Annotated in this window: 20 protein-coding genes; 10 read left to right on the forward strand and 10 right to left on the reverse strand. The window is 52.6% G+C overall.

All coding sequences use genetic code 11. The features are described 5' to 3' along the window. Positions 1-195: 195 nt before the first annotated feature. Positions 196-807, forward strand: a complete 612-nt coding sequence (locus ACAW75_RS19615; RefSeq protein ID WP_370730448.1) for an SGNH/GDSL hydrolase family protein — start codon at positions 196-198, stop codon at positions 805-807. Positions 808-875: 68 nt separating this feature from the next. Here ACAW75_RS19615 and ACAW75_RS19620 read toward each other — a convergent pair whose 3' ends face one another. The 7 genes from ACAW75_RS19620 to ACAW75_RS19650 form a co-directional block, all read right to left on the reverse strand. Beyond that, positions 876-2,144 carry a hypothetical protein gene (locus tag ACAW75_RS19620; RefSeq protein ID WP_370730449.1) on the reverse strand — a complete coding sequence of 423 codons (1,269 nt, stop codon included), beginning with the start codon at positions 2,142-2,144 and terminating at the stop codon, positions 876-878. A 359-nt stretch (positions 2,145-2,503) separates the two neighbouring features. Further along, positions 2,504-2,827 carry a heavy metal-binding domain-containing protein gene (locus ACAW75_RS19625; protein WP_370730450.1) on the reverse strand — a complete coding sequence of 108 codons (324 nt, stop codon included), beginning with the start codon at positions 2,825-2,827 and terminating at the stop codon, positions 2,504-2,506. Between the two features lie 40 nt (positions 2,828-2,867). Further along, a complete protein-coding gene (locus ACAW75_RS19630; protein WP_370730451.1) occupies positions 2,868-3,713 on the reverse strand; it encodes an MBL fold metallo-hydrolase in 846 nt (281 codons plus the stop codon). A gap of 29 nt (positions 3,714-3,742) precedes the next feature. After that, positions 3,743-4,228, reverse strand: coding sequence for a GNAT family N-acetyltransferase (locus ACAW75_RS19635; RefSeq protein WP_370730452.1), 486 nt, complete (start codon positions 4,226-4,228; stop codon positions 3,743-3,745). 419 nt (positions 4,229-4,647) lie between these two features. Next, the gene (gene tnpA, locus ACAW75_RS19640) at positions 4,648-5,130 is read right to left on the reverse strand and encodes an IS200/IS605 family transposase (protein ID WP_370730453.1); all 483 of its coding nucleotides are present in this window, start codon (positions 5,128-5,130) and stop codon (positions 4,648-4,650) included. Between the two features lie 493 nt (positions 5,131-5,623). Then, complete coding sequence (gene mgtE, locus ACAW75_RS19645) at positions 5,624-6,976, reverse strand: magnesium transporter (protein WP_370730598.1); 1,353 nt, start codon at positions 6,974-6,976, stop codon at positions 5,624-5,626. A 288-nt stretch (positions 6,977-7,264) separates the two neighbouring features. Continuing rightward, entirely contained in the window at positions 7,265-8,167 is a 903-nt protein-coding gene (locus tag ACAW75_RS19650) for a DUF2911 domain-containing protein (RefSeq protein ID WP_370730454.1), read from the reverse strand. Positions 8,168-8,297: 130 nt separating this feature from the next. Between ACAW75_RS19650 and ACAW75_RS19655 the strand changes: the two genes are divergently transcribed. After that, complete coding sequence (locus ACAW75_RS19655; RefSeq protein WP_370730455.1) at positions 8,298-8,861, forward strand: NUDIX hydrolase; 564 nt, start codon at positions 8,298-8,300, stop codon at positions 8,859-8,861. Positions 8,862-8,880: 19 nt separating this feature from the next. Here ACAW75_RS19655 and ACAW75_RS19660 read toward each other — a convergent pair whose 3' ends face one another. Together ACAW75_RS19660 and ACAW75_RS19665 are read right to left on the reverse strand one after the other, a co-directional pair. Beyond that, positions 8,881-9,723: a 3-keto-disaccharide hydrolase gene (locus tag ACAW75_RS19660; RefSeq protein ID WP_370730456.1), complete on the reverse strand. Its 843-nt coding sequence runs from the start codon at positions 9,721-9,723 to the stop codon at positions 8,881-8,883. Between the two features lie 121 nt (positions 9,724-9,844). Further along, positions 9,845-11,521 carry a glycoside hydrolase family 43 protein gene (locus ACAW75_RS19665; RefSeq protein WP_370730457.1) on the reverse strand — a complete coding sequence of 559 codons (1,677 nt, stop codon included), beginning with the start codon at positions 11,519-11,521 and terminating at the stop codon, positions 9,845-9,847. A gap of 509 nt (positions 11,522-12,030) precedes the next feature. Between ACAW75_RS19665 and ACAW75_RS19670 the strand changes: the two genes are divergently transcribed. The 7 genes from ACAW75_RS19670 to ACAW75_RS19700 all read left to right on the forward strand — a co-directional run bounded on the left by ACAW75_RS19670 (position 12,031) and on the right by ACAW75_RS19700 (position 17,738). Next, positions 12,031-12,426 carry a hypothetical protein gene (locus ACAW75_RS19670; protein ID WP_370730458.1) on the forward strand — a complete coding sequence of 132 codons (396 nt, stop codon included), beginning with the start codon at positions 12,031-12,033 and terminating at the stop codon, positions 12,424-12,426. A gap of 115 nt (positions 12,427-12,541) precedes the next feature. Next, on the forward strand, positions 12,542-13,894 hold the full coding sequence (locus tag ACAW75_RS19675; RefSeq protein ID WP_370730459.1) for a sigma-54-dependent transcriptional regulator: 1,353 nt from the start codon (positions 12,542-12,544) through the stop codon (positions 13,892-13,894). 109 nt (positions 13,895-14,003) lie between these two features. Then, complete coding sequence (locus tag ACAW75_RS19680) at positions 14,004-14,723, forward strand: DUF3667 domain-containing protein (protein WP_370730460.1); 720 nt, start codon at positions 14,004-14,006, stop codon at positions 14,721-14,723. Between the two features lie 25 nt (positions 14,724-14,748). Further along, positions 14,749-15,114, forward strand: coding sequence for a DUF2200 domain-containing protein (locus ACAW75_RS19685; RefSeq protein WP_370730461.1), 366 nt, complete (start codon positions 14,749-14,751; stop codon positions 15,112-15,114). 84 nt (positions 15,115-15,198) lie between these two features. Further along, complete coding sequence (locus ACAW75_RS19690) at positions 15,199-15,768, forward strand: DUF4256 domain-containing protein (protein WP_370730462.1); 570 nt, start codon at positions 15,199-15,201, stop codon at positions 15,766-15,768. 259 nt (positions 15,769-16,027) lie between these two features. Continuing rightward, positions 16,028-16,690, forward strand: coding sequence for a TMEM175 family protein (locus ACAW75_RS19695; RefSeq protein ID WP_370730463.1), 663 nt, complete (start codon positions 16,028-16,030; stop codon positions 16,688-16,690). 148 nt (positions 16,691-16,838) lie between these two features. After that, entirely contained in the window at positions 16,839-17,738 is a 900-nt protein-coding gene (locus ACAW75_RS19700) for an alpha/beta hydrolase family protein (protein ID WP_370730464.1), read from the forward strand. Positions 17,739-17,895: 157 nt separating this feature from the next. On the opposite strand, the gene ACAW75_RS19705 is transcribed toward ACAW75_RS19700, so the two are convergent. Next, positions 17,896-19,872, reverse strand: a complete 1,977-nt coding sequence (locus ACAW75_RS19705; RefSeq protein WP_370730599.1) for a KUP/HAK/KT family potassium transporter — start codon at positions 19,870-19,872, stop codon at positions 17,896-17,898. Between the two features lie 484 nt (positions 19,873-20,356). Here ACAW75_RS19705 and ACAW75_RS19710 point away from each other — a divergent pair, with 484 nt between their 5' ends. Continuing rightward, positions 20,357-20,437, forward strand: coding sequence for a potassium-transporting ATPase subunit F (locus tag ACAW75_RS19710; RefSeq protein WP_207329144.1), 81 nt, complete (start codon positions 20,357-20,359; stop codon positions 20,435-20,437). Positions 20,438-20,454: the final 17 nt, after the last annotated feature.

Below are 20,454 nucleotides of genomic sequence, written 5' to 3' on the forward strand. Positions count from 1 at the left end.
TAAACGAAATTTAATCAACTCTTAATCTGTCATCGGGACCGGCATATTTGTGCCAAATGATGACCATATAATCACTTGGTGATGTATATTGGAATCAGAATCGAGTTGTTGTACAAGAGTCTTGTACCCCATTGTGTCACGGAAGCAATGGATGCAGAGCAGAGGCGGTTTATTTGCCCGTCGCTGTTCGTCACTATGGTTTTATTTGAAGAAGAAGTTCGCGAGCTGGAACGCAGGATCAGCACGTACCCAACGGGTGGTACCGTCTTTTACGGAAGCTCGTCTATCCGCCTTTGGGCTACCTTAGAGCAGGATTTCCCCGAAATTCAGCCAATAAATGTAGGGTTTGGCGGATCAACGCTGGCGGCTTGCGCCTGGCATCTTGAGCGGCTCGTCGTTCCAGTCCAGCCCCGTGCATTGGTGCTCTACGCAGGTGATAACGATCTGGCCGAAGGCCGTCAGCCCGAAGAGGTGTGTTTGTTTTTTTACGCCCTGGCCGAGAAAATTCAGCACCATTTACCCAACGTACCCGTAACGTTCCTATCCATCAAACCTAGTCCGGCGCGTTGGGCTATCGTTGAGCAGATACGCCAGGCCAATACATTGATCGCTGAAGCGATAGAGGAATTACCCAACTTCCAGTTCGTTGACGCTACGTCGGTTATGCTGACAAAGGATGGCCAGCCGGAGCGGGATTTATATGAAGCCGATGCTTTACATCTGAGCCCTATAGGCTATGCCCGCTGGCGCGAACAGTTGATTTTGCACGCCAACGCGCTGAAAACATCAATGGCTATGCTGGCGTGAGAGTGAGGTTGCTGCCGCTGGGCCCTTCGACCACAGCGACAGCAACCTTACACTCACGTCAATACACCTTATCCTTCCTGCCGTTGAATAGCCAGCAGTGCTTCACGCCCCGTGTTCCAGCGGCGGATGATGTTGACCTCACGCACGACAGCAGGCTCTTTCGGGCAATTAGCTGACTCGAAATAATCCGTCATCCGGCTAGTCATGTGGCTCACCACGGCATCGATCGGACCGTACAGAATCACTTCCGGGTGCTGAATAGCCGTTTGAATCAAGGCGCGGGCCATTGACGCCGTGTAAAACGCACAGTCGATGTCCTGATGCCGAACGGGAACGCCATCGTGCAACCGTTGCAGGTTCACGCCGCCATCTTCGAGACGGTCAGCTACCGGCGCAGTTGTTTCCGGTAGGGGAAAGGCCGCGTCAATTTTCCGCTTGAACGATTGCCACCAGGGTGGTTGTCCGTTGGGATTGAGCGTGTCGCAAAAAATGATCCGTTGTGGCTGGTCAGGCCGGGCCGGGTCCATCAGCAGCAGAGCAGCCCCCAGATGACGGTCGTCGGCGGCGTGGCGGCGTTGGATCACAAAGCAGTGCAGGCGTGTATCGCCTTCCTGCTGCAGGTGCTCGGTAGCCGTTCTGACAGCCCGAAGCGATTCATCCATATGCCCTTCCAGAATGACATGGACAGGCAATTGATCGGCAAGCTGTGCCTCCCGGTGCAACTGCCGCCCAAGAATGCCCAAAGCTGTAGCATCAGACCGCCGCGTTCCGAAATAATAGCCAATATCTTCCCGAACGTTGTGGTCGAGGGGCAGATCAGACCAGCCGATCGAGTCGCCATGCGTGCCCTGGCGGCTGGTTGGACTGTAGCGGAAGGGAACTTCCAGGTGTTCGCGGTGGGCGGCCAGGTTATAGATCCGCTTCTCGAATTTGGCCAGCATGGGTTCATAGGCATCTGGCTCAAAAAACACATCATGGCCCGGCCTCAATAAGTGACTGGCAATGTCGGGATGGCTGAGCAATCGCTCGAGCGCATCGTCATGGTGTTTAAAAAAGCTGCGTAGTGCGCCCTGCTCCACAAAGGTTTCGATCTCCTCTTCCAGGGCCACAAACCTGACAAAGTCAGCGAACGTACCGGTGGCGGTACTAATGGCTTCATGGCCCACGCTGCCCGAGACCGTACCCTGCTCAATCCAGTCGCGCAGGAACTGTTTAACGGTTTCGTCGAAAGCGTGGTTGGCCGCTACGGCTTGTTGTTTTGTCTTATCGGTGTTGTTGATTGGTTGGTTATCCATCGGCTCCCCCCCGTTGGAGCTGATCGGAGTGAGTACATTCATCGTACGGTGTTGCAGTGAAAGAGGTTGTCTGTCGATTTTGGCTATGGGGTAAAACTACTACAAATAAAACAGGCTTTTGTACGACAAGATTCATTGATTTATGGGTGTTCTTAATATATTTTTTGCGAAAACATAAGTTATTGATAATAAGAGAGTTATCTTGTTGGTTTGGGCTACTTTATTGCCTTGTTTGTCACTCTAGGCCCTTCGAAGGGCCTAGAGTGACAAACCGCATCTGGGGGTTGGGCCAACGTGCCTGATTTTCCTGTCACTCTGAGCCTGTCGAAGGGCCTAGAGCGAAAAGCAGGGCAATGAAAGAAGCGTTTTCTTTCACGCCTACAACCAGTAAAAAAAGAGGGCTAAACCAGCTGGTCAATGACCACGGCGGTGCCATTGGCCGAGACCATCAGCATGGTATTGTTGATCGTCTCATAATCCATGTCAACACCAATAACGGCGTTGGCTCCCAACCGCGTAGCCTGATCCATCATTTCCTTGATCGCGATACTCTTGGCTTCACGCAGCGCCTGCTCATAGGCCCCCGACCGGCCACCCACCACGTCGGTGATAGTGGCGAAGAAATCTTTCAGGATATTGGCCCCGATAATGGCCTCGCCATTGACCAGACCGATGTAGTTCGATATGGTTTTGCCTTCGATGGTTGAGGTAGTAGTAACGAGCATAAACGTAGGTTTCAGGTTGACTCAGGCTCAAATATATTGGTTACCTGGGCTTATCACGCAGGGCAGAACGCACCAGGTACGTTGCCGCTACGTCGTTGCTGGTAAATAAACGCATAAACCAGTCTTCCCGTAACCCGATCCGCTGCAGAATTTTGATCTCGGACAGGCCCTGCTTTTCTCCGTCAAGTGATTGATCGACAATACGTTGCAGGTGATCTATTTTGCGTTGAACCGCTGCCTTCCCGTTTGTGAGCACCGGGTTATGGCCGCAAAAGAGCGTGTCGAAATCGAGGGTGAGCACCTGTCGGGCCGCTTCGATCTGTTGGTATATATTCTCGCCCCGCCGAAATATACGCAGGTTACCCACGTAAAAATCGCCCGCGAAGAGCCAGCCTTCGTTCGGTTCAAGTACTACGTGATGATCGTCTGAATGCCCCAGCGTAGCCACAGGCAAGAACCGGTGATAGTCGGTCTCGAACGGTTGGGGGAACGTACCCAGCACCTCAACGCCTGCTGCCGCCGAACAGGGGTGAATAGCACCAAACCAGTAATGTTCATACGGCAGCAGGTGATACGGTTGCTGAATCAGGTTGGCCGTCAGCGACCCACAGCGTACCGGGCAGGTATGTTGCCGGGCCAACGGGGCGGCATTGGCGGCATGGTCTTCGTGGAAATGCGTCAGCGCTATCTGTTCAACTGGGTAGGCGGCATACGTCTGCATCACTTCCCGCTGTGTATGCCGTGACCCCGTATCGATCAGCAGCCCATCGACATAATACGTCCAGACGGGAACCGGCCTCGGCCACGGCAGCCGCGAGTAGCCGAACTGATGCCCCTCAACAGGGCCATGCCTGAGTGAATTCGTAATGTGTGTAGCCAGCGGCAAGGGAGTTGGAGGTTAGTCGGCACACAAAGTTACGCCAGCGTTTTCTCCAGCATAATGGTCAGTCCGTGTTTGCCAGGTTGGGTGCCAACGATCTGGAACCCGTGGCGGAGGTTCAGGATCAGCATATCGCGCCATTGATTATAGGTATGCGTGCGAATGATAACGTACCCGGGGTGGATTCCCCCGGCAGCCCGGCAGGCTTCATGCTGTAGGCGCATCAATTCGCCCGCGATGCCCTTTCCGCGATAAATTGGATCAACACCGCCCAACCAGCTGTAAAATGTCGTAGTTGGTTTCCCATCCGGTTGCCACGTATAGCCAATTTTGCAGCCAGCAACCTGATCCTCCGCAAGCGCTACGATCAGTTGAAAGCCTGGGTACGTTGCCTTGACAGTCAGGTCCGTCAGCCATTCTTCCCGCGATTGATTGGTGAAAATACCAGTCAGCAAATCGAGCAGTTTAGCTAAAACAGGTGCGGGTGGCAGGTTTTCGCAGGTGTAGTAAGTCAAGGTCATGGCAGCGGACGCCTTAAATCAGCGTTCATTCGTTTTTACAGCTAGCCCCGAAAGGGGCGGTATATTAATAGAAATCATTGAACCGGACCAGAATGTGAGCGCCGTAGGTGCGATATGTTGTCATGTCTGTTTATCGCTCATTACACGAGCATTCATCCGAAAAATTAACATGCTGCCCCCTTCGGGGCTCTTCGTGCGTAGGCGATGTAACATACTACCCCTGTCGGGGTTGCGCCGCCCAGTCATACAATATGTTCGGATGCTACATCTCTCAGGACTTACTAACCCGGAACTCGTATTTGCTTAAGAAATAGTCAAATGCAACCTTCATTGAGGGCTCTCAACTAGCCCCAACGGGGGCGACATGTTAATAGAATTGATCTCCAGTAACCCTAAAGCGCCGTAGGTGCAACATGTTATTACGCCTCTGATGCTACTTCGCCCTGATCATAAAACTCGAAAACGTATTTTTGATCGTAGTTCACATTAAAGCGTTCAAGAAGAAGGATATATTCTTCTTGAAACGTCCGTTTATGATGGTGTTGTTCCTGGTTCAGCACGTACTGAATCACATCGCTTACCTGTGACTGCCCATAAGTAAAGGCACCGTAGCCTTCCTGCCACGCAAAATGCGGAGACCAACCTTTGTCTTTAACGAATCTGGTTGAATTAGCTTTGAGGTCCCGAACCAGGTCAGCGATTGTTAAGGTAGGGCCGAACCCTATAAATAGATGGATATGGTCAGACATTGCGTGGATAGCCAATAACTTAGCGCCTTTGTTCTGAATAATGCCAGTAATATACTGGTGCAGTTCCTCCTTGTTTTTTCTGGAAATTAGGTTTTGCCTTCCCTTTACTGCAAAGACAATCTGAACATAGAGTTGTGTATAGGTAGAAGGCATAGTATGGGATCGGAGGATAGTATAAAACTCAACATATCGCCCCGATGGGGCTCGTTGAACGGGGCACCTTGCTTTTCTATTCACATATTACCCCGTTGGGGCTGCGCTGCCTAAATATAGAGCCAAGCCCAAAATAACGGTTTTTAGATTCACCACCTAGCCTCTGCAAGGGCGGTATGTGGATAGAGAGAGGATGGGTCGCCTGCGCCCGAGGAGCCCCATAATTGCGGCACGTTGTTATGTCTTCTCATCTAGTCAATTAACATGCCGTACCTATAGGGCTCATTGAACGTGGCCGATATGCCTGTCTATTGACATGTCACCCCGTTGGGTTGCGCTGCTCATTCTGTGTTCTTTGAGGGAGAAAGGTAGCGGGTTGAGAACGCTCATTCGACTAGCCCCGAAAGGGGCGGGATGTCAATAGTAATGTATGTCGCTCTCGCTTGAGGAACCCCAAAGGGGCGGCATGTTATTACGCCGCTAATGTGTCTCCCTACAATTCAGCCAGCAACACATTGGCGATGGTGAAGTAAACGCCGATGCCGATGAGGTCGTTGGCGGTGGTAATGAACGGACCCGACGCCACCGCCGGGTTGATGCCGATACGATCCAGCAGGAGGGGAGTGATGGTGCCCATGAAGGACGCCAGCAACACCACGCTCAGCAACGATAAGGCCACCACCGGAAACAGGCGCGGCTCGCCAATAAGCAGCGTGTAGCACCCCGCCATCATGCCCACCACCGCGCCATTGATCAGTGCCAGCACCAGCGTGCGTAAGAGCCGCTGACCCAGCGAATAATCCAGACCCGACGAGTCAGACAGGCTTTGTACGATGAGTGAAGCCGTTTGAATACCGACGTTGCCGCCCGTGGAACCGATAATAGGAATGAACGCCGCCAGGGCGGCTACTTTCCCCAACTCGCTCTGAAACCCGTTGATCACCGTGGCCGCCATCAGACTGCCTGCGGCACCCGCCACCAGCCAGGGAAGCTGCGCCTTGGCACGTACCCAGAGCGTATCGTCTTCCTCCACCTCGCCCGACAGACCCGAAATAGCCTGAAGGTCATCTTCGGCCTGCTCGGTAATGACGTCGACCACGTCATCGATGGTGATCAGGCCTAATAGTCGGCCCTGAACGTTTACCACAGGAATGGCGTCGAGGTCATACTTCCGCATGATCTCGGCTACTTCATCGACGGGCCGGTAGGTTTCCACCGAAACAATGTCCTCCTCATAGATATCGGCAATTTTGGCGTACTTCCGGGCCAGCACGATCTTCTTCAGCGACACGAAACCAAGCAGAATACCGGCGTCATCGACTACATACACGGCGTAGACCTTCTCTACATCTTCAGCCTGCTGGCGAATTTCCTCGATACACTGATTGACATTCGTATTAACGTTGACCTTGATCAACTCCTTCTGCATCAGGCCCCCCGCTACGTCTTCGTCGTAGTGCAGCAGATCAATGATGAAGCGAGCCTGCTCGCGGTCTTCCATCAGACCGATAACCTCTTCCCGTACCTGAACCGACTGCTCGTTGAGCAAATCCACGGCATCATCGGAATCCATTTCCTCAACGAAAGGCGCGAGGTCGGCCGAGGTGAACGAGGCAACAAACTCATCACGGATGGAATCATCGAGATTAGCAATGATCTCTGCCCCCACGCCCCGGTCGACCAGGTTGAGCAGGTAGCGGGCCGATTCGGTGTCGAGCTCGTAGAGAATCCCCGAAATATCGGCCGGATACAACTCTTCCATCTCGGCGCGAAGCATCGCATCGTCGCCGGTGTCGATCGCCGTCTGAATCTGGTCGAGGTATTCTTTGGTTAATTCAAACGTCACGGTGTAGCGCTGTAATGCCGAAGCTCCAGCTTCGGTCGTCATTGACCAGTTTACCACTACCGAAGCTGGAGCTTCGGTGCTACAGCGCTACACGCTTAGCAGTTCAGGTAAATGAACGGCCTTTTCATTGTAGATGGGTCCCCTGCTACCACTACGTAAACGCCCGTTTGTGGTTGCCTGTTCCTTTTATCGTTCAGGACGTATAGCCGCAGCAGGGGTAATGCCACTCAGCAAAAAGCCCGTCGACAGGGTGGAAGACGGGCTTTTTGCTAGAGAAAGTCAGGTACGTTAGGCTTTCTTCTTACCCTTGCCTTTCATGGCTGGAACGGCAACCGGCATTTTTGATTGGAACTCGGTTACGCCTTTGGCAATGGCATCTTTAAAGAACGGGAACGCCGAATCTCCCGACGTTTCGCCCATGGCCAGCGCTTTCTGGGCCAGCGGCAACGCATCGCTGTATTTGCCCATTTTGGCCAGAATCTGCGATTTCAGCCACAGGTTACGGTACGTTTCTTTGGCGGCAACGGCTTTATCAACATACGACAACGACTGTTCCAGGTTACGGCCTTTGCTAAGGTTATAGCTGGCAGCGGCGGTCAACGTATTCACATCATCCGGCTTTTCCAGAACGGCTTTATCAACCGAAGCTGCGGCATTGGCCGAAGTGTTCACGGCCAGGTTTGCTGATGCTTTCACGTCAGCCCACAGGATATCCATGTTGGCGGTGCTGTCGGTAACGTTACTGAAACCGATGGTAAACGTCTCCACTTTCTCACCAGCCTTGGTTGGGGTCAGCATCACGCGCAGTACGTCCTGGTCCTGCTTGTAGGTCTGTTCAGTTACGGCCATGTCTTTGCTGAAAATCAGCGTCCATTCGGTTGCGGCAGGGATCGACAGGATCGCGTACGAACCAGCGGCGAGGCTTTTGCCATTCACCATCAGATCAGTGGTGGTGGTGAATGCCGTGGCACCGTTAGCCCCCGTACGCCACACTTTACCAGCGGGAACAAACTCACCGCTAAAAGGTGAGCGACCTTTCAGGCTGGGGCGTGAATATTTCACGGTCACGTCGGTCACGCCGATGGTTTGAACAACGGTGGCACCCGGGCTCGGCGATGGCGTTCTGATCTGAGCAGTAGCGAGTTGGGCTACCAGCACAAGGCCAACGGCCGAGAGCATCATTTTTTTCATGGTACAGAGTCTGTTTGGTCTGTTAGTTTCGCCACGAAATTAATGCGAAATACTTGTAGAGACGCAAAATCTTGCGCCTCGGCATTCCCAACTTACATAGATGCGGTCCATTGTACCAGGGCCTGTTAGTATGCAACGTCACCAACTACTGACCCTTCTCCGGCAACACACCCCTGCCGACGCCAACGAGGCCGATATGACGGCCCAAACCATCGCCTTTGTAGAAGCGAACCCCAACTGCCTGGAGCGATCACTGCTAGAGGGGCACATCACGGGCTCGGCCTGGATCCTGTCGGCCGGCAACGTACCTGGAAGCCCGTCGGCTGAGCCGACAGTGCTGTTGATCCATCACCGCAAACTCGACCGCTGGTTTCAGCCCGGTGGCCATGCCGATGGCGACCCGGACGTGGCGGCGGTAGCCTTGCGGGAAGCGCAGGAAGAAACCCTGCTAACCGACGTACAGCTGGTGAGCCCGGCCATTTTCGACGTGGATATACACCCGATTCCGACGAAGGGCGATCTGCCCGAGCACCTGCATTATGATATTCGCTTTCTGTTCACGGCCAACCGGGACGAGGCCCTGGGCGGCGAAAATCGGGAGGTCAAAGGCATTCGCTGGGTATCGCTCGATGAGGCCGATCAGCTATCCAACTCAGAATCCATCAGCCGCATGGTGCGGAAGACCAGGCTGTAGCTGGAGCCAGTACCGTTTCTTACCGCAGCAGGTTGGCGGGTAGCCTGCTGATACTACGTACCTGAATGGCGCGGTAGAAGACTTCGGCCCCTTCAGATTGAATCTGGATCTTGCCTTTAGTCAGCGGTTCGCTCTTCCCCTTGACCAGATGACTGGTGTGGGTCAGCATCAGGTTGACTTTACCGTTCAATACATGCAGACAGGTATCACCCACGCAGTACAGGTCGATCACGTTCCACTGGCCAGACGGTTTTTCGGCGTCCGGATTTTTGACACACTGTCGACCGTTAGGCGTTTGATCCTGAAAGCGAACGAGGGGGGCACCTGACTGGTATACGAATTTGCCGTTGTCGTGCTTACGGGCTGGAATATCAGTTGTCACGTTCATGACGCCCCAGTAATCGCCGGTATCGCCCTCCTGAATCTGGTACTCGAATGATTCCATCCAGAGCATGGGGGTGCCATGTTCGCCAACGCTGTGATAAAGCAGACCACTGTCGCGGGGCTGCCCGAGCTTGGGTGGCCATTGCAACGTACCCCATTTGAATTCGAGCCGGAGGTGGTAGTTGCCGAACTCCGCCAGCGTATTGATGCCGCCAAACGTTTCGCCCGAAATGCGCAGGGCAGGCTTGCCATCTACGGTTGCCACAGAGAAAACGCGGGATGGGTCGTTGTTGAGACCCAGCGGCTTAGTGTCCGTTGATTTGTCTGCTGTGTACGGCCGGTCCAGGTACGTCTCCCAGCCGGTCAGGTCTTTTCCGTTAAACAGGGAAACCCAATCACCCTGTTTTCGGGCCGGTTGCGCCGAGGCTGACGGTAGCGATACGAAGCCCAGGCAGACGAGCACAATCAGGAATTTCATGAGGCAGAGCGGAGTGAGTTAGCATTGAAAGCAGGTGAAGGCTCCGCTGAGCGTGGCCTGTCGGGTACTGAGTAGCCTAAGGCAGCCCGACCCCGAGTCTACTGTCGTTGCTGCCTGACCATCAGTTTGCCACCGGCTCTACCCGGAACCAGTCGAAATCGGCGTAACCCGAATCGTTGATCTGGGTGGTACGGGTGCAGAAGAGGCCCATTTTGGCACCAATCCAGCGGCCCACTTCGGCCTGGAAGGCATCGCCCGTTGGTGTAAAGGTGAGCCCGTCGAGGCTGTAGCTGAACTGGCATTTCGCGCCCGCAGTCACCTGTACGCGGAGGTATACGGGCGTTCCGCTGGCAACGTTAGTGATCACCGTTTCGTCTTCCGCTTTCCCGTCCGACGCTTTTTTGCAAACCGAATACACCAGCGCCACCCCATCTTTCTGGCTCTTCAGCGCCAGACTGGCGTAGCTCAGCCCCATGACGATCAGCCCCGCTTTTTCGTTGACCAGCTTCGGGTTGGGCATGAAGCTGAATTTGGTGGTTGTCGTGAACGTTTCGGCCGGAAACTTCTGCAGCAACAGGTTGGGTACGTCCCAATAGTTCTTCGCCTCGTCGGGCACTTTGTAGGAATAGAGACGCAGAAAACCCTGCTTACTGGTGGTATGCCATACACCTTTGGGATTGGCCTGCCACTGCCATTGTAACCCCAGCGTGGGTACGTTAAACTCGTCGGATTCGGGCGGGGTGGCTAGTGGGTACGTTCGGCCAACGGCGGGTTTCCGGTACGTCAGCACGGGCGCACCTTTGCCATCACCGTCGGCATCTACCCCGATAACAGGCCAGTCGTTGATCCATTTCATCGGTTGCAGATGCACCACACGCCCGTACGCCTCTTTGTCCTGAAAATGCAGGAACCAGTCTTCGGCCGGTTTCCCCTTCGTTGGGTTGGTGGTGACCCAGGCACCCTGATGCGGCCCATTGATTGGGGTTTTTCCCTGATCCATCACCACTTTCCGTTCGTAGGGACCATACACGTTTCTCGACCGCAACACCAATTGCCAGCCTGTCGATACGCCGCCTGCGGGCGCAAACAGGTAATAATAGCCGTTGCGCTTATACATCTTGGGCCCTTCGATGGTGGGGTCGGTTTCGTGGCCGTCGTACACGATAACACCCTCGTCGAGCACTTTACGGCCATCGGTACTCAGCTTTTTGATGGTCAGAATGCTTTTAATACCTGCCCGGCTGCCCGCCCAGCCGTGCGCCAGATAAACCTGTCCGTTGTCGTCCCAGAAGGGGCAGGGGTCAATCAACCCTTTTCCACCTTCGACCAGTACCGGCTCCGACCAGGGACCGGCCGGGTTGGTGGCCTTGGTCAGGTAAATGCCGAAGTCGGGGTCGGGGTAATAGAGGTAGAACTCGCCGTTGTGGTAGCGGATGGCGGGTGCCCAAACGCCATTGCCATGCTGTGTCTTCTCGAAATGCTCGACCGGTGGTTGCCGTTTCAGCGCATGGCCAATGAGCGTCCAGTTCACCAGATCCCTGGAGTGCAGAATGGGCAGGCCGGGAATAGCATCGAAACTGGAGGCGACCATATAAAAGTCGTCGCCCACCCGGCAGGCGTCGGGGTCTGAATAATCGGCGTTTAGTACCGGGTTTTTGTACGTGCCATTGCCCAGGTCCGGCACCCAAACGTTGGATAGGCCCGCTGTTGGGCGGGAAGCGGGCGGCAATTTAGTGGGCTGGGCCAGTGCCGGCACACTGGCAAAAGCGGCAATAAGCGGAAGGATCGGGTACGTCATTGGGGTATAATTTCGGGAGACGAAGGTACCTGGCAGGTGTCCATTGAAAAAAGAGTATCCGCCAGATAAAAGGTATAGCCCAGCCTGCTTATGCGGAGTAGACTCAATGTGGGTTTTGGTGCGGCTGATTACGCCTGCATTGTAATTGGATCATGCTGGCCTAAACCTACCGAAATGACTCACCTACCTGTTCACGGGCGTGCTCATCGAGCCTGAAGTCGACACACGATCACCGTTATCAGCGAATGATACCAGGCCTGAACGGGCAACGAGCGAACTGCGGACCTCTTAAGGAAATTCTAATAAGGAAATTTTATTCGGCAAAACATGTCAGAAAACGCAATCTGTTGAGGTTTCTCAGCGGATCACAAATCTTTAGTTAACCTTATATCATTTTTGCAAAATGGTCAGAAAGAGTAGGATTATGCTTTGAAACAGCACCGCCTCTGAAATTGTTGTATGGATGAAATGTAGATTAAATTTGCATTAAAACAAAACCACAGAACGTCATGAAATCATTTCTCACACTGCTGATCGGACTAGGGATACTAGCCTGTGGGGCACCTTCAAAAGCGCAGGATGAGCAAAAAATACGGAAAGACCACACCTACTCGACCCACAACTACAAGCACCCGAACAAAGCGGCAGCGGCTCGTAATTGGGACAGTAAAGAGGGGGTGACGGTGCAAACACCTTCGTTGCAGGATAGCCGCCTGGCCAACTACAAAACGCAGCAACCGGGTCAGGCGCCGGTGGGTGGGGTAACGGTGCCGCATACCTTGAACGAAGGGCTGGCGAACCGCAATTACAAAATGCAGAAGCCATCGGTCGGCGCCAGCCAGGATAGCACCATTGCCCGGAAGCGCGCCAAGAAGCGGGCCGATGATTCCGCCATTGGCGACTAACCGCCTGGTCCATGACGACCAGATTGTCCTGTTTTTAGAAAAAGCCGTGTCCGTTGTTAGTGGGCACGGCTTTTTTAGGTCAATTTTGGCGTTGTCTTTGATCAACGTTCGTGTTATGCCCGCTACCCTCCTGATTATCGACGATGAAGCCCGGCTCCGCGGCCTGCTGGCCCGAATTCTGACCCTCGAAGGCTACACGGTGCTGGAAGCCGAAAATGCCCGGGCAGGATTGAAAGCGCTGGAGCGGGAAGACGTGCATTTGGTGCTGAGCGACGTGAAACTGCCCGACAAGAACGGTATTGAACTGACCGCGCAGATCAAGCAGCTGTACCCTGCCACCGAAATCATTGTGCTGACGGCCTATGGCACCATTGCCGATGGCGTGACGGCCATCAAGAACGGTGCATTCGACTACATCACCAAAGGCGACGACAACGACCGGATCATTCCGCTGGTGAGTCGGGCAGTCGAGAAGGCGCACTTGCAGTTCCGGGTACGGCAACTGGAAGCGCAGATTAACGAACGCACTGATTTCGCCAGGATTATAGGTACGTCCAACGCCATTAAGCAGGCAATTTCGCTGGCGCAGCGCGTGGCGGTGACCGACACCACCGTGCTGCTGACGGGCGAAACCGGCACCGGCAAAGAGGTGTTTGCGCAGGCTATTCACGGGGCCAGTCCACGGCGGTCAGGTACGTTCGTAGCCATTAACTGCGGGGCGCTGGGTAAGGATATTCTGGAAAGTGAGTTGTTTGGCCACCGGGCGGGCGCTTTTACCGGGGCGAGCCGCGATCAGAAAGGGCTCTTTGCCGAAGCCCACAAAGGCACCATTTTCCTGGATGAGATTGGGGAGATGCCCCTCGACCTGCAGGCCAAACTCCTGCGCGTGCTGGAAACCCACGAGTTTCTGCGCGTGGGCGATACCAAACCTACCAAAACCGATGTGCGGGTGATCGCCGCCACCAACCGAAGCCTGGAACAGGAAGCCACAGCAGGCCACTTTCGGCTCGATCTGTACTACCGCCTCTCTGTATTCACGATCGACCTGCCGCCCCTCCGCGACCGCCCGCAGGATATTGCCGAACTGGCCGCTCAGTTTGCCCGGCAGGTAGGTGTCAAGATTGGTAAACGAGACCTGCGGCTCAGCCCCGACTTCGTGCAGCGGCTACAGCAGCACAGCTGGAAAGGCAATATTCGTGAACTGAAAAACGTGATCGAGCGAGCCGTAATCCTGTCTGACCCCCACGACGACGGACCAACCGAACTCACCCCCGACACCCTGCCGTTCGATCTGCAAACGGGCGGAACAGCATCGGTCGGTACGTTCGATCTGGCCACTGTTGAGCAGCAGCACATCCGATACGTGCTACGCCATACCAACGGCCAGAAACCCGAAGCCGCCCGCCTTCTCGGCATCGGCCTCACTACCCTTTATCGCAAAATTCAAGAATACGGTATTGACGGGTAAGGCGTGCGTCGATACGGCCAAATCTGGTATATTGGCAACTGGTAGGTACGTGTGTTTTTTGGATTGGTGGTGATTACAAAGGAGCTTATACTTGAAAGACTTATAGGGAATGACAACTTGCAAAAACTGTAGTACAGACGTATTCCAGAATTACTGTGCCAACTGCGGGCAACCGGCCAAACTTAAACGGATTGATGGCCATTATATCGCCCATGAACTAGAGCACCTGTTGCACGTTGAACGTGGAATTGTATATACCATAAAAGAACTGCTCATACGACCGGGCGAAACGATCCGGCATTTTATATCGGAGGATAGAAGCCGATTGGTGAAACCGGTCATCTTCATCATTATCACGTCTCTGATCTATACGATTGCGATCAAAGTTTTCCACGTGCATGATGGTATCATACAATTCGACGAAAAAGAGCGTTCAGCTACTGGCGCGATCTTCGGCTGGATAGTCGGAAACTATGGGTATTCAAATATTCTCTGGGGAGCGTTTATAGCGGCTTGGGCGAAGCTATTTTTCAGGAAATACAACTATAACTTCTACGAGATTCTGATCCTGTTGTGTTTCGTGCAGGGAATGGTAATGCTCCTGTTTTCGGTGTTCCTGATTTTTCAGGAATTGACGCACATACACGTACAGAAACTGGAAGGGTCAATCGGCTTACTTTATTTTAGCTGGGCAGTCGGTCAATTTTTCGACCAGAAAAAACCACTAAGCTACCTAAAAGCATTCGCCTCGTATATGCTGGGGACACTTACGTTTTTACTGTTGGCCATCCTTATTGGCGCAGCGATCGATATGGTCATAAAATATTAATAATCAATATTAAAAGCCGACGGGTATGAATAGCACAAGTAACCACGATGCGCGTATGGCAACCATGACGTTTGCTTCAGTTTATCCACATTATGTGGCGAAAGTTGAGAAGAAAGGGCGGACAGTAGCCGAATTACATCAGCTTATTCAGTGGCTAACTGGCTATGATGACCATGCATTACAGCGACATATCGACGGTAAATCGACCTTCGATACGTTCTTTCAACAGGCGTCTCTAAATCCGAATGTTACCCTCATCACGGGTGTGATCTGCGGGTATCGGATCGAGGAAATTGAAAATCCATTAACGCAGCAGGTACGTTATCTGGATAAGCTGGTGGATGAACTGGCAAAAGGGCGGAAGATGGAAAAGATTTTACGATCGAAATAGATTTACGGGGCTTTCTCGTGAAACAGGGAAAGCCACTTTTGTTGCTCAATTTTTATAGAAATCCGCTTGATAAAAAATACCAGTATGTCTGTTTTTACTTCGACTGCCCTGCCATCTGAACAGCGCGACGAACTGCTTAACACGCTGAAAACTCGTTTTGAGACGCATATGAATCGCCATACAGGGCTGGCCTGGGCACCGATTCTGGCGAAGCTGGAAGCGAACCTGGAGAAACTGGGGTCACTCTACGAGATGGAGCAGACGGGCGGTGAACCGGATGTGGTCGGCTATGAGGAGCAGACGGGCGAATACCTGTTTGTTGACTGCTCGGCCGAAAGCCCGATAGGTCGCCGAAGCTGCTGTTACGACCTGGAGGGGCTGGAATCCAGAAAAGACAACCGGCCGGCACACAACGCGGCGGATATGGCCGCCGATATGGGTATCGGCCTCCTGGACGAAGCCCAATACCGGGCCTTGCAGCGCCTGGGTACGTTCGATGCCAAAACGTCGAGCTGGCTGAATACCCCGGCAGCGATCAGAAAGCTGGGCGGTGCGCTCTTCGCCGATTATCGGTATGGTCAGGTCTTCGTCTATCACAACGGTGCCCAGTCGTATTACGCTGCCCGGGGATTTCGGGGTGTACTGAAAGTTTAGCCAGTAACCCGCAAGGTTATTCGACAGACAACTATTAGCGGGGATGAAAAGTGATGCCAACGAGCAGGTACGTTCTTCGCTGTACCAATGGCTGGTGGTCTCAGATGGTCGCTTTGGGATCATCGCTTTTTATGTAGGTTGAATTCGAGTTGTCCCCATAACGAATTGGCTGGTAACCTTTATAATTTCAATTCGGCGAAGTCTACTTTACCAGTTGCTTTTCAGGGGCTGAAATATAAACGCGCTGCTAGTTGATGATATGAGCGAAGTAAATAAGAAAGAAATTCCTTTTGAGCGCATGCTGTTTTTCAGCGACGCGATCGTTGCTATTGCTATCACGTTACTGGCACTGGACCTGAAAGTAGAGCTTCCAGATGGGGTTCATCTTACGTTTAATGATCTGCTGTTGCCCTGGAAAAAATATCTGGCTTTTCTGCTCTCTTTTATCAACATTGCCAACCTGTGGCGCAGTCATAACCGGATGTATACGTATATTCGTAAGATGACAGAACGGACCATGCTTTACAATATAGTCTGGTTATTTTTCATTATTACCCTGCCTTTTTGTACCAGTCTGTTAAGTACTCATTTTGGTGATTCAGCAGCCATTTTTTTGTACAGTTTGAATATTTTTGCCCTATCAGCCTGTCAGAACTTTATTTGGGATAGCGCCGACCTGAATCCGGATTTTATTGATGGCGAAAAAGTGTCAGATATTGACAGAGAGCGCTTTCGGGTTATGTTCAATCTGGATATGGTTAATGGATTGTTGTCTGTTATTCTTAGTTTTTTCTTTCCCAAAGTCACCTTTTTTCTGCTATTCTTTAAAATACCGCTCCTGTTTTTTGCCACCATCTACATTGTCAAACAGCGGAGACAGGATTTAAAAGTAGCCAGGACGAAGAAGAGCGGTTACGAGTAGGAAACACGTAGAAAGAGCCCAGAAAGCGTCATAGGTTTCTACGTTACGCTTATCAGTGCCTGTTGAAGCCGTAAGCAGTAGCAACGTACCCAACTCGTGATGGATCCGTGTGTATAACAAGAGCCAGATAATCGATCGCAACCGTCTCATGTCAAAAAAACTTGTTATTTATTCAGCTACTTACAGGGGTGTTCTATGGAGTCTGCTTCTCTGTTACCAGCTGGTTTGTGTAGCGCAGAAAAAGCCTGTTGCGCCAGGTACGACTTATGATCCAATAAGTCAGGATGTGATTATCAAAGACAATATATATCCAAGTATCAAAAGCATAAAAGTGGTTTCCGGGCAGGCTACGTTGCCTGTTTTGCAGTATTATCCAACCGGAAAAGGCCCGCACCCAACCCTTATTCTGCTGCATGGCTATACGGGAATGGCGGGCAATGTTGATGTAGCTACCACCTTAAGCCGAGCTGGCTGGAATGTTTTGTTCTTCAGGTACCGAGGCAGCTGGGGTATGCCCGGTGAATTTACTTTTCAAAACTGTATTGATGATGCCGTCAATATAGCGACTCATGTCAAGCTTAATGCGCGATTGCTACATGTAGATACGTCTCGACTTGTCTTGTTTGGCCATAGTATGGGCGGTTGGGTCGCTTTGAAAGCGGCCGCTCGCCTTCCATTTATTAAGAAAGTATTTGCGCTTTCTACATGGGATATTTATCCGTCTTTCGCTAAGGCGGAAGCAAACGGCACAGCCGGGAACTGGTATAAAGAAGCCGAGGGCTATCCAGAATTGACCATTACGTCTGGTAAAGCACTATACAAACCTGTTTTGAGCGACTCCCTGACGTTTAAATTGCCAGCCGACCTGAACGAACTGGCCGACACAAAGCTGTTTTTCCTCGATGAGCATACCAACAATAAAGACCTGGTTACTAGCTATAAGAAACATAATTTAAACGTTACTTATGAGGTCTGGAAATCAGATCATTCCTTTACGTATACAAGAATTGCTATGTTGAGGAAGCTACTAGCCTTTATTGACGAATAAAAATGTAGCAGACTACTGGCCGGGAAAGCGAATGAAAACCCGATCGGGTCGCACCAGAGCCAATGCGGTTGATGTAATCCGCACTAAAAAAACAAATAGGAAAAGGCTGGGCGGAGCAGTCAACCGCCGTGTTTTGTGCTATTTGGTTCGGCTTTTATTACGCATCGTTTTCATCCGCCTCAACCGATTGATTGTGGGCTTCCCCGGCGATGGTTTCCTTGTGTACCCGGCGCAGGCGGATGGGGTTGGCGGGATTGACGACCAACGGGATTTGTTCGGTAGCTACGTTCTGACTATCGAGGCCGTAGGCGCTTTCATCGGCGAGGCTGATGCGTTTCAGGGCGAAATAGCCGTTCATGATGAACTTCTCGAGCAGGTTCAGGTCGTTTTCGTACGACAGGAACCGGTTGATGACGATAAACCGGAAATCGCCGATCGCGTTGGGATTTGGTTTCAGTGGCCGGTACTTGGGCTTGATCGTGATCTCGTGACAGCGGACCAGCTCTTCCACCACCTTGCGGAACAGCAGGTTGATACGCGGCTGTATGCGGAAACCCAGTTTGAAGGTGATGCGCACCACATCTTCTGCCTCCAGAATATCGACCACGTACTCGGTCGTGTACGGGTCGTCGACCAGCTCGATGTGAATAAGCCAGTATACGTCGGCGCGTTTGGGCATACCTTCCAGAATAGAATCCAGAATGTGCTCTTCCACGAGCTGGTGTTGCGATGACGCCGTCAGGTACACCAGGTTGGTGGCGTATTTAGGTACGTCGGCATCGTTGCTCAGTTGCCGCAGAATGGGCAGGTGATCGCGCAGGCTGACAAACTGGGTGAGGCGCCGTTTAATGCGGCTACCATTATGCCAGACCAGCATCACCGTCAGCATGATCGACCCAAGCAGGAGCGAGACCCAGCCGCCATGCATAAACTTGCGCAGGTTGGCAACCAGAAAGCCGCCTTCTATAAAGAAATAAATAAGCAGCAGGCTCAGCACGATCAGGCCATTGACCCGCTTTTTGGCGTACAGGTACATGCCCAGCAACACGGTGGTGGTCAGCATGGTCAGGTTCACCGACAGGCCAAACGCCGCCTCCATGTTTTTCGACTCGCGGAAGTAGAGCACCACCACAAAACAGCCCGCCATCAGCAGCCAGTTGAACGCCGGAATGTAGACCTGTCCCCGTGCGTTGGACGGAAAGACGATGCGCATTTTAGGCAGCAACGTCAGCCGGAACGCCTCGGATACGAGCGTAAAGGTGCCGCTGATGAGCGCCTGCGACGCAATGATAGTGGCTAGTGTGGCAATGCCGATGCTGGGGAGCATGAACCAGTCGGGCACCAGGCCAAAGAAGGAGTTGAGCGTACCCAGCGGTTTACCCATATGGTCGAGCAGCCACGCCGCCTGACCGAGGTAGCAGAGAATGAGGCAGATTTTGACGTAGAACCACGACACCTGCACGTTTCGCCGCCCCACATGGCCCATGTCGGAGTAGAGCGCTTCGGCCCCGGTTGAACAGAGGAATACACCACCCAGCAGCCAGAAGCCGTCGGGGTAGTTCACGATCATGTCGTAGGCATAAATGGGGTTGAGTGCCCGAACTACGCCGGGGTCGCGCGCCAGTTGCAGGGCGCCCATGAGGCCAATCATGGTAAACCAGATGGTCATGATCGGCCCAAACGCTTTACCCAGCTTATCGGTACCTGCCTGTTGCGCCGCAAATAGCAGAAACAGGATAAACAGCACAATGGGCACCGTGGGCAGGTCGGGGTACAGTGGTAATAGCCCCTCAATGGCCGACGAGACGGAAATGGGCGGCGTAATGATGCTGTCGGCGATCAGAAAGCTACCGCCTGCAATGGCCGGAAACAGTAGCCATTTGGCATACCGCCGAATGAGCGTATAGAGCGAAAAGATCCCGCCCTCGCCGTTGTTATCGGCCCGCAGGGTAAGCAATACATATTTGAGGGTAGTCTGGAAGGTGAGCGTCCAGAAAATGGCCGAAACGCCACCCAGCGCCAGGGTTTCATCAACAACCCGGTCTTCAATAATGGCGCGGTACGTATACAGCGGCGACGTGCCGATGTCGCCGAAAACGATACCGACAGCTACCAGCAGCCCCGCCGCCGTCATTTTGTCAATGTTACGAGAAGAGTGTGCGCTCAAAGGAGGTACTGGTTTTGGGTTGGCTAGCGGGTTTTGTTTGTCGGCTTCGCGCTCTAGTGAGTTGCTTACGCAAAGCCAATACTACGATGCAATATACACGTATCACTTGCCTCCTTCACTCGAAGATCGTGCCAACAGGCAGATAACTCAACCAGAAGGATTCCAGCTAGCCGTTTTTTCAAAATGACAAAAAAGCGTTTCCAAAATGAAAAAATGAACGCCTGTTGGTCTAGCTAATACGCCATACAGCTTATTGTAATATGCTGACTGATAGCTAGTTGTATTGTGTGGTTAAAAATATTGACTTACCTGGGCCATTTTTTGGCATACCCTGACCGTCATCAAATTTATCAACTGACCTCATGGGTACGTCACTGCTTCTGCTGCTCGCTGCGTTTCTCTGCTTTGCCATTTTCTACAAAGCCATCGAATGGTTTGAAAAAATATAGCCATGCTCACCATCCTGTTTATCATCTCACTGCTGGTCTTCGCCTACATGCTGTACGTGCTGATCCGACCGGAGAAGTTTTAAAGAGCGGCTGGAATAAA

This window comes from Fibrella arboris (assembly GCF_041321095.1).
In the GTDB taxonomy this organism is placed as follows: domain Bacteria; phylum Bacteroidota; class Bacteroidia; order Cytophagales; family Spirosomataceae; genus Fibrella; species Fibrella arboris.